Raw genomic sequence first — 12,975 nt, 5'->3', positions numbered from 1 at the left:
TACGCTATGATTGAAAGGATAGTTAATAAATAAGGAAATCAACATGCGCTACTCTGCTTTAACACTTTTAGTGCCCTGTGCGCTGGTGCTCAGCGCCTGTACTACCACGGTCACGCCAGCCTTTAAGGATATAGGTACCCGCAGCGGCCCCTGCATAGACGGCGGCCCGGATACCGTGGCGCAACAGTTCTATGATTACCGCATTCAGCATCGCGGAAATGATCTCACCGCCCTGCGCCCGTACCTGAGCGATAATCTTGCAAAACTGCTTAACGACGCCACCCGCGATCCACAGCATAACGCCCTGCTGAAATCCGATCCGTTCTCCAGCCGCACCACGCTGCCGGACAGCGCCGAGGTGGCCAGCGCGTCAACCATCCCGAACACCGATGCGCGGAACATTCCGCTGCGCGTGAAGCTGACCCAGGGAACCCAAACCTGGCAGGACGAAGTGCTGATGATCCGTGAAGGCCAGTGCTGGGCGGTGGACGATGTGCGCTATATCGGCGGCAGCGTTCATGCCCCGGCCGGCACGCTGCGCCAGTCAATTGAGAACCGCTAGATCATTAGTGATAAAAATGTTACCCCCGTAAAATGTCCGGCATTTCACGCGGAATGCCGACATTTATACTCGCCGACCTTGCCGTTCGCTATTTTGTGCTATGTTTAAGAGGAAATACGGGTTATATTTAACTTTTAACGCAGAAATATTGCATAACTATTCTGTCAACGGTACTATCTGCGGCCTCAATTGCTATAGATTGCCTGGATGAGTAAAGACTGCCCCGATGAGTATTAAACTAAACGGCATTAACTGCTTCTACGGCGCACACCAGGCGCTGTTTGACATCACGCTGAACTGCCCGGAAGGCGAAACGCTGGTTTTGCTTGGCCCAAGCGGTGCAGGCAAAAGCTCCCTTCTGCGCGTCCTTAATCTGCTTGAAATGCCCCGTTCCGGTACGCTGGCTATCGCCGGTAACCATTTTGATTTCGCGAAAACCCCGTCAGATAAAGCTATACGCGAACTGCGTCAAAACGTCGGCATGGTCTTCCAGCAATACAATCTCTGGCCGCACCTGACGGTGCTGCAAAACCTGATTGAAGCCCCGTGCCGCGTGCTGGGGTTAAGCAAAGATCAGGCCATCGCGCGTGCTGAAAAGCTGCTGGAGCGTCTGCGCCTTAAGCCCTACAGCGACCGCTATCCGCTGCACCTCTCTGGGGGTCAGCAGCAGCGCGTGGCGATTGCCCGCGCGCTGATGATGGAGCCCGCGGTACTGCTGTTTGATGAGCCGACCGCGGCGCTGGACCCGGAAATCACCGCCCAGATCGTCAGCATCATTCGCGAGCTGGCGGAAACCAATATTACGCAGGTCATTGTTACCCACGAAGTGGAAGTGGCGCGTAAAACCGCCAGCCGTGTGGTCTACATGGAAAACGGGTATATCGTTGAGCAAGGTGACGCGAGCTGCTTCGCGAACCCGCAAACCGATGCCTTCAAAAACTATTTATCTCATTGATTGTGTCAGGGGAAATATAATGAAAAAAGTATTACTTGCCGTGCTGCTTGCTGGCGTTACCCTTTCCGCTACCGCAGCCCAGACCATTCGTTTCGCCACGGAAGCCTCCTACCCTCCGTTTGAGTCCATCGATGCGAACAACAAAATTGTTGGCTTCGACGTAGACCTGGCAAACGCCCTGTGTAAAGAGATCGACGCAACCTGTACCTTCAGCAATCAGGCGTTCGACAGCCTGATCCCAAGCCTGAAGTTCCGCCGTATTGACGCCGTCATGGCCGGTATGGACATCACTCCTGAGCGTGAAAAGCAGGTGCTGTTCACCACCCCTTACTACGACAACTCCGCCCTGTTTATTGGTCAGAAAGGTAAATTCACCTCTGTCGATCAGCTGAAAGGTAAGAAAGTCGGCGTGCAGAACGGCACCACGCACCAGAAGTTCATCATGGATAAACATCCGGAAATCACCACCGTTCCGTACGACAGCTACCAGAACGCGAAGCTGGATCTGCAGAATGGCCGTATCGACGGCGTATTTGGTGATACCGCTGTCGTGACCGAGTGGCTGAAAGCCAACGACAAACTGGCGCCAGTGGGCGACAAAGTGACCGATAAAGATTACTTCGGTACCGGTCTGGGGATTGCCGTTCGTCAGGGCAACACCGAGCTGCAGCAGAAATTCAACGCTGCGCTGGAAAAAGTGAAGAAAGACGGCACCTACGAAACCATCTACAAAAAATGGTTCCAGAAGTAATTCCTGATGAATGAAATTTTTCCTTTAGCAAGCGCCGCCGGGATGACCGTCGGCCTTGCCGTTTGCGCACTGATTATCGGCCTGGTGCTGGCGATGTTCTTTGCGGTGTGGGAATCAGCAAAATGGTTCCCCGTCGCCTGGGCGGGCTCCGCGCTGGTCACCGTACTGCGTGGGCTACCGGAAATTCTGGTGGTCCTGTTCATCTATTTCGGCTCCTCACAGCTGCTGCTCACGCTGTCGGACGGCTTCACCCTCAATCTTGGCTTTGCGCAGATACCGGTGCAGATGCAGATTGACAACTTTGACGTCAGCCCGTTCCTCTGCGGCGTGATTGCCCTCTCCCTGCTCTACTCCGCGTACGCGTCGCAAACCCTGCGCGGTGCGCTGAAAGCGGTACCTCAGGGGCAGTGGGAATCCGGTCAGGCGCTGGGCATGTCGAAAGCAGCGATCTTCTTCCGTCTGGTGATGCCGCAGATGTGGCGCCACGCCCTGCCGGGCCTGGGTAACCAGTGGCTGGTATTGCTGAAAGATACCGCGCTGGTGAGCCTGATCAGCGTGAACGATTTGATGCTGCAAACCAAAAGCATCGCCACCCGTACTCAGGAGCCATTTACCTGGTACATCGTGGCGGCGGCTATCTACCTGGTAATCACGCTGCTCAGTCAGTACATCCTCAAGCGTATTGACCTGCGTGCGACGCGCTTTGAACGGAGACCAGGCTGATGCTTGAATATTTCCCGGAGTTGATGAAAGGGCTGCACATCAGCCTGACGCTGACCGTGGCGTCCATTATCGTGGCGCTGATCCTGGCGCTCATCTTCACCATCATCCTGACGCTGAAAACGCCGGTGATGGTGTGGATTGTGCGCGGGTACATCACCCTGTTTACCGGTACGCCGCTGCTGGTGCAGATCTTCCTGATATACTACGGTCCGGGCCAGTTCCCGTCACTGCAGGCGTATCCGGTTATCTGGCACCTGCTCTCTGAGCCGTGGCTCTGCGCTCTGATTGCCCTTTCGCTGAACAGCGCGGCCTATACCACCCAGCTGTTTTACGGGGCGATCCGTGCCATCCCGGAAGGACAATGGCAGTCCTGCGGGGCGCTGGGCATGAGCAAAAAAGACACGCTGGCGATCCTGCTGCCGTACGCCTTCAAGCGCGCTCTCTCCTCTTACTCCAACGAAGTGGTGCTGGTGTTTAAGAGTACTTCTCTGGCCTACACCATCACCCTGATGGAAGTGATGGGTCACGGGCAGCTGCTGTACGGGCGCACCTATGACGTGATGGTGTTCGGTGCAGCCGGCGTGGTCTATCTGGTGGTGAACGGTCTGCTGACGCTGATGATGCGACTGATTGAGCGTAAAGCGTTAGCGTTTGAGCGCAGAAATTAACCACGCGAGTGCATAAAACGTAATTACCAGAGCGGATAACCCGATGGCTTATCCGCTTTTTTTTATACCAGACACAATATTTAATCATATTTATTGCATATAAATTCATTAACTGGCATTGTACATCCATGCCGCAGACACGGCGCATAATGACAAGATAGACAGACGGGAGCATTACAATGAAAAAGTTAGTTCTGGCCGCACTACTCGCCACCTTCGCCGCTGGCGCATCCGCTGCTGATAAAATCAATTTTGGCGTTTCGGCCACCTATCCGCCGTTTGAATCGCTGGACGCCAGCAATCAGATCGTCGGTTTCGATATCGACCTGGCGAAAGCCCTGTGCAAGCAGATGCAGGCCGACTGCACCTTTACCAACCATGCCTTCGACAGCCTGATCCCGTCGCTGAAATTCAAGAAATATGATGCGGTGATCTCCGGGATGGACATCACGCCGGAGCGCAGCAAGCAGGTCGCGTTCACCGACCCGTACTACGCCAACTCGGCGGTGGTGATTGCGAAGAAAGGGGCTTATAAGTCCTTTGACGAGCTGAAAGGCAAACGCATCGGGATGGAAAATGGCACCACGCACCAGAAATACCTGCAGGACAAACATCCTGAAGTGAAAACCGTGGCCTATGACAGCTACCAGAACGCGATTATCGACCTGAAAAATGGCCGTATCGACGGCGTCTTCGGCGACACCGCCGTGGTAAACGAATGGCTGAAAACCAACCCGCAGCTGGGTACGGCGACCGAGAAAGTGACCGACCCACAGTACTTTGGTACAGGCCTCGGCATCGCGGTACGCCCGGATAACAAAGCCCTGCTGGAAAAACTGAACGGCGCGCTGAAGGCGATTAAAGCAGACGGCACGTACCAGAAAATCAGCGAGCAGTGGTTCCCGCAGTAATCTCTTTTTGCCGGGTGGTCTGGCCTACGGGGGTGGTCTGTAGGCCGGGCAAGCGCAGCGCCACCCGGCAATTTCTCACAGCGGCACAAAGAACCTGAACCGCGCCCCGCTCACGGACTCCATCAGCCTGATCCCGCCGCCGTGCAGCTCCAGCATTCGCTTAACGATTAACAGCCCTAACCCGCCGCGGTTCTCCCGCGATGCCTGGGTATTCAGCGCCGAAGGCCGCTGGAACAGATCGTCGCGCAGCGAGGCATCCACACCCGTTCCGGAGTCTGCCACTTCGACCTGAAGCCGTTCATTCTCCTGCCAGACCGCCAGACGAATTTCCCCGCCAGTGGGCGTATGACGCATCGCGTTATCGAGCAGGTTGGTCACCACGCGCTCGATCATCGACACATCGGCATTGACCAGCGGCAAGGGGCCCGGCACGTCAATATGCAGATTCACCTCGCGCGTGCGGGCGGTAAGCTCAAACTTCTGCGCCACGTCGGAAATCAGCTCTCCCATCGCGAAACGCTCGCGCTGCGGCTTAATGCCGCCGTGCTCAAGGCGCGCCAGCTCGAAAAGCTGCTGGGAAAGATGTCGTACCTTTTGTCCCTGACGCAGCGCGGTGGCGAGATACTGCTGGTGCTCCTGCGGCGTCAGGGTGGCGGATTTGAGCGACAGGGTTTCAAGATAGCCCAGCAGCGAGGTCAGCGGCGTGCGAAGATCGTGCGAAATGTTGGCGATAAACTCCCGGCGCTGGCGATCGCTGTCGGCCAGCTGGTCCCACTGGCGGGTAATTTTCCGCGCCAGCTCGATGAAACTGTTGCGCAGGAGCGCCACTTCGTCATTGGCTGCGGCATCCGGCGACTGTGCTGCGAGCAACCTGATTGCGCTAATGCTGTCCTGCTCCAGGCCGGTGACCTCTTCCGTCAGGCGCTTAACCGGACGCGTTACCCAGTACCAGACCAGCAGACCCGCCAGCAGGCCAAACAGCGCGACCCACAGCAATGACCAGAGCACCGTGCTCCAGAGCGCCTTATGCCAGGCCATTTCCGCCAGCGCGTTCGACTCCTCGCCCTGCAAAATGATGTACAGGTAGCCCTTAAGCTCGCCGTCCTGCCGCAGCGGCGTGGCGCTGAACACTTTTTTATTTTGACTGCGCGGGTCGTCGCCCAGTACCGGTATGGCGGTACCGCTCAGGAAGATCTGAACCGGTGCCAGGTCGATTTTTTGCCGCTGAATATGGCCCGGCGGTGCGGCATCGGCCAGGATTTCGCCGTCCGGCGAGATAACGTACAGTTCAACGCTCGGGTTGAAGGTCATCAGCCGGTCGAACAGCGGCTTCAGCGCGGTGCGGTCAACCCTGCCCTGCGCGTCCAGAATCGGTTCCCGCTGGACGATCTGCTGCGCCAGGCCGCCCGACAACCGCTGCACCATCGCGTTGCCGTACTGCATACTGCTGTAGAGCTGTACCGCGCAGGCGACGGTAGCGCAGAGCATCATCAGCAGGACAAACAGCAGCGTCAGGCGCTGGCTCAGGCTAAAGCGGCGCATCATGGTTTGGCTCCGCAAATTTGTAACCCTTGCCCCAGACGGTGCGAATTATCTCCGGCTCGGCGGCGTCCTTCTCAATCTTGATGCGCAGGCGGTTGATATGGGTGTTGACGGTGTGCTCGTAGCCTTCGTGCTGATAGCCCCACACCTGCTCCAGCAGCGCCAGACGGGAAAACACCTCGCCGGGATGGCGGGCGAAGAAGTACAGCAGTTCGAATTCGCGCGGGGTGAGATCCACCACCTGGCCGTGAAGCAGCACGCTGCGCGCCAGGGGATCGATGGTCAGTCCGTGCGCCTGAATTTGCCCGTCAGCCTGCGCCTGCCCCATCGCCTGCTGGCGGCGGAACAGCGCTTTGATGCGGGCAATCAGTTCCTGCACTGAAAAGGGTTTTGCCAGATAATCATCGGCGCCGGTTTCCAGCCCGGTGATGCGGTCGGTTTCGCTGCTGCGGGCGCTGATGATGATCACCGGCAGGTAGCGGGTCATCTGGCGGATGCGGCGGCAGATCTCCAGGCCGTCAACGTTGGGCAGCATCAGGTCGAGGATCACCGCATCCCACGGCTGTTTTTCAAGGCGCTGCAGGGCGTTGCCCCCGTCGGACTCGTGGGTGATGGCGTAGCCTTCGTCTTCTAAGTTGAGCCGCAGAAGCGCCGCGATATCGTGGTCGTCTTCCACCAGCAGGATCTGCTTCATGGGTAAGCCTTTATTCATCTCTTATGACGTAAGCTTACCTGATTTTATGGGCGGGCAGAGTTCACATTTTGTTTAAGATTTCACGAGCAACGTCAGGACTTCATAATGCGCGGTATGCGGGAACATATCGAAAAGCTGAACGCGTTCAACGCAATAGCCCGGCAGTTGAGCGATGTCTCTCGCCATGGTCTGCGCGTTGCAGCTGGAATAGATGATGCATTCCGGCGCCATCTGGCTCAGGTAGTCGCACAGCGCATTCCCGATGCCGCGGCGCGGCGGGTTAACCAGCACCAGTTCCGGCACGTTGCCCTGACCGGTCGCGAACTGCGTGGAGTCCAGCGCCTGAAAGTGCAGATTGGTTAACCCTAACTCGGCGGCGGACTGCTTTGCGCAGGCAATCGCTTCGGCGGAGATCTCAATGCCGGTGAGCTGCATCTCCGGCGTGGCGCAGTGCAGGCCAAACCCGCCCACGCCGCAGAACAGATCCCACATGTGGTCAACGTTCAACGCACGCACCCAGTCGCGGGCGGTGGCGTACAGGCTGCTTGCCACGGTCGGGTTGGTCTGGAAGAAGCTTTGCGGGCGGATCCACAGCGGCACGCCGTTGAAGCGCTCCGCCAGCGCGTGCTGGTCGGTGAAGAAAATCTCTTTCTCCCCTTCCATGATCGCCATATGCACCGGCTGAATGTTTGCCGTAATGACCTTCAGCTGCGGAAGCTGCGCCTGCAGCCAAGGCAGGGCCGCGCGCAGCTGCTCAAGCTTAGTTTCAGAGCGCAGCACGAAGCGCAGCATCATGCCGCCGTCGATCTGGCTTTCGGTCAGCAGAAGGTATTTCAGCTCGCCGCGCTTGCGGGCCACGTTATAAGGCGTTAACCCTGCCCGGGCAATAAACGGCTTGAGTGCGGCAAAGACCGGTGCAAAGGAGTCGGGATACAGCGGGCAGTCGGTTAAGTCTTCCGGCGTGCCGTCGCGGTGCAGCATCCCCAGCAGCGGTTTTTCAACGCTGCCGCTGACCACCATTTTGGCTTTGTTGCGAAAGCCCTGCTCCGGGCCGCTGACGGGTGCGCACCACTCGCCCACCGCGTGCGCTGCCAGCAGCTGTTGCAGGTCGGCCATTTTGGCGGTGAGTTGTTGAGAAACCGGTTGTTCTATCCACTGACAGGAGCGGCAGCGTCCGGCGTCATAGAGTGCGCACTGCATATGAAAACCTTAAGGAAAACGAGGGCTGCGATTATACACATTATTGCAGTCGGAAGAACCGTCGACTGGACGCCGGAACGAAAAGCAGGCAGAGCACCAGCATATCCGGCAGTTTTTGCATGACCAGCGCATGGAAAATCTCACGTCGCGACTCACCCGGAATGCTGAACAGCTCAGGATAGCCATAGCCCAGCGAGGCGGCCCACAGATAGCTTGCGGCGGTCACCTGGGTGAGCAGATAGACCCAGCGCGCCCAGTTTCGCCCTTTGACCAGCGAAAACGCGCAGTAGATCTCGATAAACACCAGCACCAGGCTGCTTAAAAAGACCAGCGTCAGATTCCACGTCTGCACGCTGCGGTGAATGAATTCCCCGATGCCGCGCACGCCCAGCGTATTCAAAATCATCAGCACGTCCAGGCAGCGGATCATAATAATGGCGAGCGCCGCCACCTGAACCAGCGCAGGAACGTTAGGACGAGCGTGCGTAATACGTGATTTTTTTACTAATCCCAATGTTTTACTTCCCTGAAAAACAGTGCCGCGTCATGCGCGGCACATCACCGGAAATATTAAATCCTTCAGCCGCGTCTTGCACGCTGGATATCGCGCACGCGCTGTTTTTCCGCGCGCGCCATCAAATACCAGGCGATAAATCCGACAATTCCGACCACGCCGAGGATGATAGAGGCCAGAGCATTGATCTCCGGGTTCACCCCCATGCGCACGCTGGAGAAGACCAGCATCGGCAGCGTCGTCGCGCCCGGCCCTGAGACAAAGCTGGCAATAACCAGATCGTCGAGGGAGAGCGTGAACGCCAGCAGCCAGCCGGAGATCACCGCCGGCATAATCATTGGCAGGGTAATGATGAAAAAGACCTTTAGTGGCGTGGCGCCGAGATCCATCGCCGCCTCTTCAATGGAGCGGTCCAGCTCGCGCAGGCGCGAGGAGATCACCACCGCCACATACGCGGTACAGAAGGTGACGTGCGCCAGCCAGATGGTGAGCATGCCGCGATCCGCCGGCCAGCCGATGGCGTGCGCCAGGGCCACGAAAAGCAGCAGCAGCGACAGGCCGGTAATGACGTCCGGCATCACCAGCGGGGCAGTGATCATAAAGGCGAAACCGTTTGAGCCGCGAAAACGCCCGAAGCGCACCATCACCAGCGCGGCGATGGTGCCCAGAACGCAGGCCATCGTGGCCGCCAGCGCGGCAATGGTCAGACTCAGCCCCACCGCGCTCATCATCGCGTCGTCGTGGAACAGCTCGCTGTACCAGCGCGTCGACCAGCCCGCCCAGACCGTCACCAGTTTGGAACTGTTGAACGAGTAGATCACCAGCATCAGCATCGGCGCATACAGGAAGGTGAAGCCGATAACGAGGATCAGAATGCGCCACGGGGAGCGTACTACCGGTAAGTTGTTCATCCGCGATCTCCCATCTGTTTCTGCTGATGCTTATGGAACCACATGATCGGGACGATCAGCAGAAGGAGCATGATAATCGCCACCGCCGACGCCACCGGCCAGTCGCGGTTATTGAAGAACTCCTGCCACAGCACGCGGCCAATCATGATGCTGTCCGGCCCGCCGAGCAGTTCCGGGATCACAAACTCCCCGACCGCCGGAATAAACACCAGCATCGACCCGGCAATGATTCCGCCTTTGGTCAGCGGGACAATCACGCTGAAGAAGGTCTTCAGCGGACGCGCGCCGAGATCGAGCGAGGCTTCCACCAGCGAGTAGTCAATCCGCGTCAGGGCGGTGTAAATCGGCAGCACCATAAACGGCAGATAGGCATACACAATGCCGATATAGACCGCAAGGTTGGTGTGCAGGATGGTCAGCGGCTGATCGATGACCCCAAGCCACATCAGAAAATTATTCAGCACCCCGTTGTTTTTCAGGATCCCCATCCACGCGTAAACGCGTATCAGAAACGATGTCCACGACGGCAGGATCACCAGCAGCAGCAGGATGTTACGCGTTGAGGGCTTGCTGTGCGCCACGGCCCACGCCAGCGGGTAGCCCATCACCAGACAGCAGAGCGTCGAGATCGCCGCCACCTGCAGAGACTGCAGATAGGCTTCGAAATAGAGCGGATCCTCGGTGAGCTGGAGGAAGTTGCCCAGATTCAGCGTCAGCGTCAGCTGCCCGTCGGCCCACTCCCACAGATCGGTATATGGCGGGATCGCCCGCGCCATCTCCGCCAGGCTGATCTTAAAGACGATCAGGAACGGCAGCAGGAACAGCAGGATCAGCCACACGTAAGGCATGGCGATTACCAGCTTGCGCCCGTGGTTCATCTTAAGGCGCGTCAGCCAGTGGGCAAAGCCGCCCGGTTTTTTGACGCGGGCTGGAGGTTCAAGTGTGCTCATGATCGCTCCTTATACCGTCAGCACGACGCAGCTGTCCGCGTCCCAGCACAGGCGCACTTCGTCGCCCCAGGTCGGCTGCCCCTTGCGGTAGCGATGTTCGTTCTGTAGCTGCGCGCTGAGCATCTGTCCGCTTTTCAGGCGCACGTGGTAAATGGAGAGATCGCCCAGATAGGCAATGTGCACCACTTCCCCGACGGCAAAGTTATAGCCATCGGCAGGCGGATCGTCACAGAGCATGATCTTCTCCGGGCGCAGCGCCACGTAGACCGGCACGTTATCCACCACCGAGCTGTCAGGATCGACCTTAAGCGGATGCTGCAGCCCCGGTGATTCGATGACCAGACCATCCTCCTGACGATCCTTCAGCAGCCCTTCAAAAACGTTGACCGATCCGATGAACTCCGCGCTGTAGCGGGTGGTCGGATGCTCGTAAATCTCTTCCGGCTCGCCAATCTGCACGAACTTACCGCGGTTCATGATCGCGATACGCCCGGCCATGGTCATGGCCTCTTCCTGGTCATGGGTGACCATCACGCAGGTCACCCCCACGCGCTCGAGGATATCGACCACTTCGAGCTGCATACGGTCGCGCAGCTTTTTGTCCAGCGCGCCCATCGGCTCGTCGAGCAGCAGCAGTTTCGGGCGTTTCGCCAGGCTTCTCGCCAGCGCCACGCGCTGACGCTGACCGCCGGAAAGCTGGTGCGGCTTACGCTTCGCGAACTCCTGCATATGCACCAGGCTCAGCATTTCGGCCACGCGCGCGGTGATTTCGGCTTTCGGCAGCTTGTCCTGCTTCAGGCCAAAGGCGATGTTTTGCTCCACCGTCATGTGCGGAAACAGCGCGTAGGACTGGAACATCATGTTAATCGGGCGCTGATACGGCGGCACGCTGGAGAGATCCACGCCATCGAGCATAATTTGCCCGGCGGTAGGCTGTTCAAAACCGGCCAGCATACGCAGCAGGGTCGATTTACCGCAGCCCGATGCGCCCAGTAGCGCGAATATTTCGCCTTTATAGATAGTCAGGCTGACGTCGTCCACGGCATGCTGGCCATCGAAAGATTTGGTGAGGTTACGAATTTCAAGAAGCGGGGTCAGCGCTTTACGGACTTTCGCCTGCGGGCGGGGGATCGCGTCATTCACGGGGTGCTCTCCGGCATAGATCAATACTGGTGCAAACGCACCGTCTGGGTGCGCATCGCCGGGCGGCGCGAACGCTTGCCCGGCCTACGGGTTGTGTAGGCCCGGTAAGCGATAGCGCCACCGGGCAACATTACCAAACGCCGTTATTTACCGCTTTTCACCTTGGTCCACGCACGGGTACGCACGCGGTCAATTTTTGGATCCTGAACCTTCAGGGTGAACAGCTTGGCGAACACGTCCGCTGGCGGATAGATTGCCGGGTTACTGCGGATCGCTTCGCTCACCAGCGGCACGGAGGCCTTGTTACCGTTGGCGTAGTAAACGTGGTCGCTGATGTGGGCAATCACCTCAGGACGCATCAGGTAATTCAGGAACTGGTAGGCTTCCTCTTTGTTTTTCGCGTCAGCCGGCATGGCGAAGACGTCAAAGAAGGCCAGCGCCCCCTCTTTCGGAATGAAGTAGGAGACGTTCACGCCGTTTTTCGCCTCTTTCGCGCGGTTTGCCGCCTGCCATACGTCCCCTGCCCAGCCAATCGCGACGCAGATGTCGCCGTTCGCCAGGTCGTTAATGTACTGGGAAGAGTGGAAGTAACGAATGTTTGGACGCAGCTTCAGCAGCAGATCGGTCGCCGGGCCGGTGTAATCATCGGCTTTATTGCTGTTCGGGTCTTTGCCCAGGTAGTTCAGCACGGTTGCGAAAATCTCTTCCGGCGCATCGAGGAAGGAGACGCCGCAGCTTTTCAGCTTCTCGAGGTTTTCCGGCTTCAGCACCACGTCCCAGCTGTCCAGCTTCACGTCCGGGCCCAGCGCGGCTTTGACTTTATCGACGTTGTAGCCAATACCGGTGGTCGCCCACAGATACGGCATCGCGTATTTGTTCTCCGGGTCGTGTTTGGCCACCAGCTTCAGCACTTCCGGGTCGAGGTTTTTCCAGTTCGGTAATTTGCTCTTATCCAGCGGCTGGAAGACGCCGGCAGTAAGCTGACGCTCCAGGAAGCTCGCGGACGGTACCACGAGGTCGAAGCCGGTGCTGCCCGCCATCAGTTTGCCTTCCAGCACTTCGTTGGAATCGAACACGTCGTAGACCACTTTAATGCCGGTCTCTTTTTCAAAATTTGCCACCGTGTCCGGCGCAATATAGTCAGACCAGTTATAAACGTGTAGCGTTTTTTGTTCCGCAGCGAGCGTGCCGGCAGAGACGGCCATCAGAGCACCCGCAACCAGACCCGATAACCATTTTTTATTCAAGGCGATCATAGTGTTATTCCTTCTGAAAGCTCGTTAACAAACGAACTAAAACTGTGCAATCAGGATATATGCAAAAATCATGCATAGTTTGTCGCTCTGCTCAAAATAAAAAGAAACCTCTTTACCCGGCAGCTTCCGCTCGCTTTTTTAAGCATCGCAAGAATAACTGTAGCCCGTGTCCCCGGCTATAGCCCAGACGAAAAA

At 57.6% G+C, this 12,975-nt stretch carries 14 protein-coding genes; 6 read left to right on the top strand and 8 right to left on the bottom strand.

What is annotated here, in order from left to right; genetic code table 11:
• Positions 1–43: 43 nt before the first annotated feature.
• The 6 genes from APT89_RS13600 to artJ all read left to right on the top strand — a co-directional run bounded on the left by APT89_RS13600 (position 44) and on the right by artJ (position 4,570).
• Positions 44–562 (top strand): lipoprotein, encoded by a 519-nt coding sequence (locus APT89_RS13600; protein WP_028012515.1) that lies wholly within the window; start codon positions 44–46, stop codon positions 560–562.
• 226 nt (positions 563–788) lie between these two features.
• Positions 789–1,517 carry an arginine ABC transporter ATP-binding protein ArtP gene (artP, locus tag APT89_RS13595; protein ID WP_008500030.1) on the top strand — a complete coding sequence of 243 codons (729 nt, stop codon included), beginning with the start codon at positions 789–791 and terminating at the stop codon, positions 1,515–1,517.
• Between the two features lie 19 nt (positions 1,518–1,536).
• Complete coding sequence (gene artI, locus APT89_RS13590; RefSeq protein WP_008500032.1) at positions 1,537–2,268, top strand: arginine ABC transporter substrate-binding protein ArtI; 732 nt, start codon at positions 1,537–1,539, stop codon at positions 2,266–2,268.
• A gap of 6 nt (positions 2,269–2,274) precedes the next feature.
• The gene (gene artQ / locus APT89_RS13585) at positions 2,275–2,991 is read left to right on the top strand and encodes an arginine ABC transporter permease ArtQ (protein WP_041910669.1); all 717 of its coding nucleotides are present in this window, start codon (positions 2,275–2,277) and stop codon (positions 2,989–2,991) included.
• Positions 2,991–3,659 (top strand): arginine ABC transporter permease ArtM, encoded by a 669-nt coding sequence (gene artM / locus APT89_RS13580; protein WP_060572690.1) that lies wholly within the window; start codon positions 2,991–2,993, stop codon positions 3,657–3,659. The genes artQ and artM overlap by 1 nt, the downstream gene beginning before the upstream one ends.
• 179 nt (positions 3,660–3,838) lie before the next feature.
• Positions 3,839–4,570 (top strand): arginine ABC transporter substrate-binding protein ArtJ, encoded by a 732-nt coding sequence (gene artJ / locus APT89_RS13575; RefSeq protein ID WP_015571008.1) that lies wholly within the window; start codon positions 3,839–3,841, stop codon positions 4,568–4,570.
• A 75-nt stretch (positions 4,571–4,645) separates the two neighbouring features.
• Here artJ and APT89_RS13570 read toward each other — a convergent pair whose 3' ends face one another.
• The 8 genes from APT89_RS13570 to potF all read right to left on the bottom strand — a co-directional run bounded on the left by APT89_RS13570 (position 4,646) and on the right by potF (position 12,780).
• Entirely contained in the window at positions 4,646–6,115 is a 1,470-nt protein-coding gene (locus APT89_RS13570) for a sensor histidine kinase (RefSeq protein ID WP_060572688.1), read from the bottom strand.
• Positions 6,099–6,806, bottom strand: a complete 708-nt coding sequence (locus APT89_RS13565) for a response regulator transcription factor (RefSeq protein WP_060572686.1) — start codon at positions 6,804–6,806, stop codon at positions 6,099–6,101. Before APT89_RS13565 ends, APT89_RS13570 begins: the two co-directional genes overlap by 17 nt.
• A gap of 72 nt (positions 6,807–6,878) precedes the next feature.
• Entirely contained in the window at positions 6,879–8,006 is a 1,128-nt protein-coding gene (gene rlmC, locus APT89_RS13555) for a 23S rRNA (uracil(747)-C(5))-methyltransferase RlmC (RefSeq protein WP_060572684.1), read from the bottom strand.
• Positions 8,007–8,046: 40 nt separating this feature from the next.
• A complete protein-coding gene (locus APT89_RS13550; RefSeq protein ID WP_028012509.1) occupies positions 8,047–8,520 on the bottom strand; it encodes a YbjO family protein in 474 nt (157 codons plus the stop codon).
• Between the two features lie 65 nt (positions 8,521–8,585).
• Positions 8,586–9,431, bottom strand: coding sequence for a putrescine ABC transporter permease PotI (potI, locus tag APT89_RS13545; protein WP_028012508.1), 846 nt, complete (start codon positions 9,429–9,431; stop codon positions 8,586–8,588).
• The gene (gene potH, locus APT89_RS13540) at positions 9,428–10,381 is read right to left on the bottom strand and encodes a putrescine ABC transporter permease PotH (protein WP_041910674.1); all 954 of its coding nucleotides are present in this window, start codon (positions 10,379–10,381) and stop codon (positions 9,428–9,430) included. The genes potI and potH overlap by 4 nt, the downstream gene beginning before the upstream one ends.
• 9 nt (positions 10,382–10,390) lie before the next feature.
• Entirely contained in the window at positions 10,391–11,524 is a 1,134-nt protein-coding gene (gene potG / locus APT89_RS13535; RefSeq protein WP_045630953.1) for a putrescine ABC transporter ATP-binding subunit PotG, read from the bottom strand.
• A 143-nt stretch (positions 11,525–11,667) separates the two neighbouring features.
• Positions 11,668–12,780 carry a spermidine/putrescine ABC transporter substrate-binding protein PotF gene (gene potF / locus APT89_RS13530; protein WP_060572682.1) on the bottom strand — a complete coding sequence of 371 codons (1,113 nt, stop codon included), beginning with the start codon at positions 12,778–12,780 and terminating at the stop codon, positions 11,668–11,670.
• Between the last annotated feature and the right edge of the window lie 195 nt (positions 12,781–12,975).

Origin of the sequence: Enterobacter sp. 50588862 (assembly GCF_001462935.1) — a bacterium.
Lineage (GTDB): Bacteria > Pseudomonadota > Gammaproteobacteria > Enterobacterales > Enterobacteriaceae > Enterobacter > Enterobacter bugandensis.
Note: the sequence above shows the minus strand (reverse complement) of the source record. Positions and strands in the feature narration are given on the sequence as shown.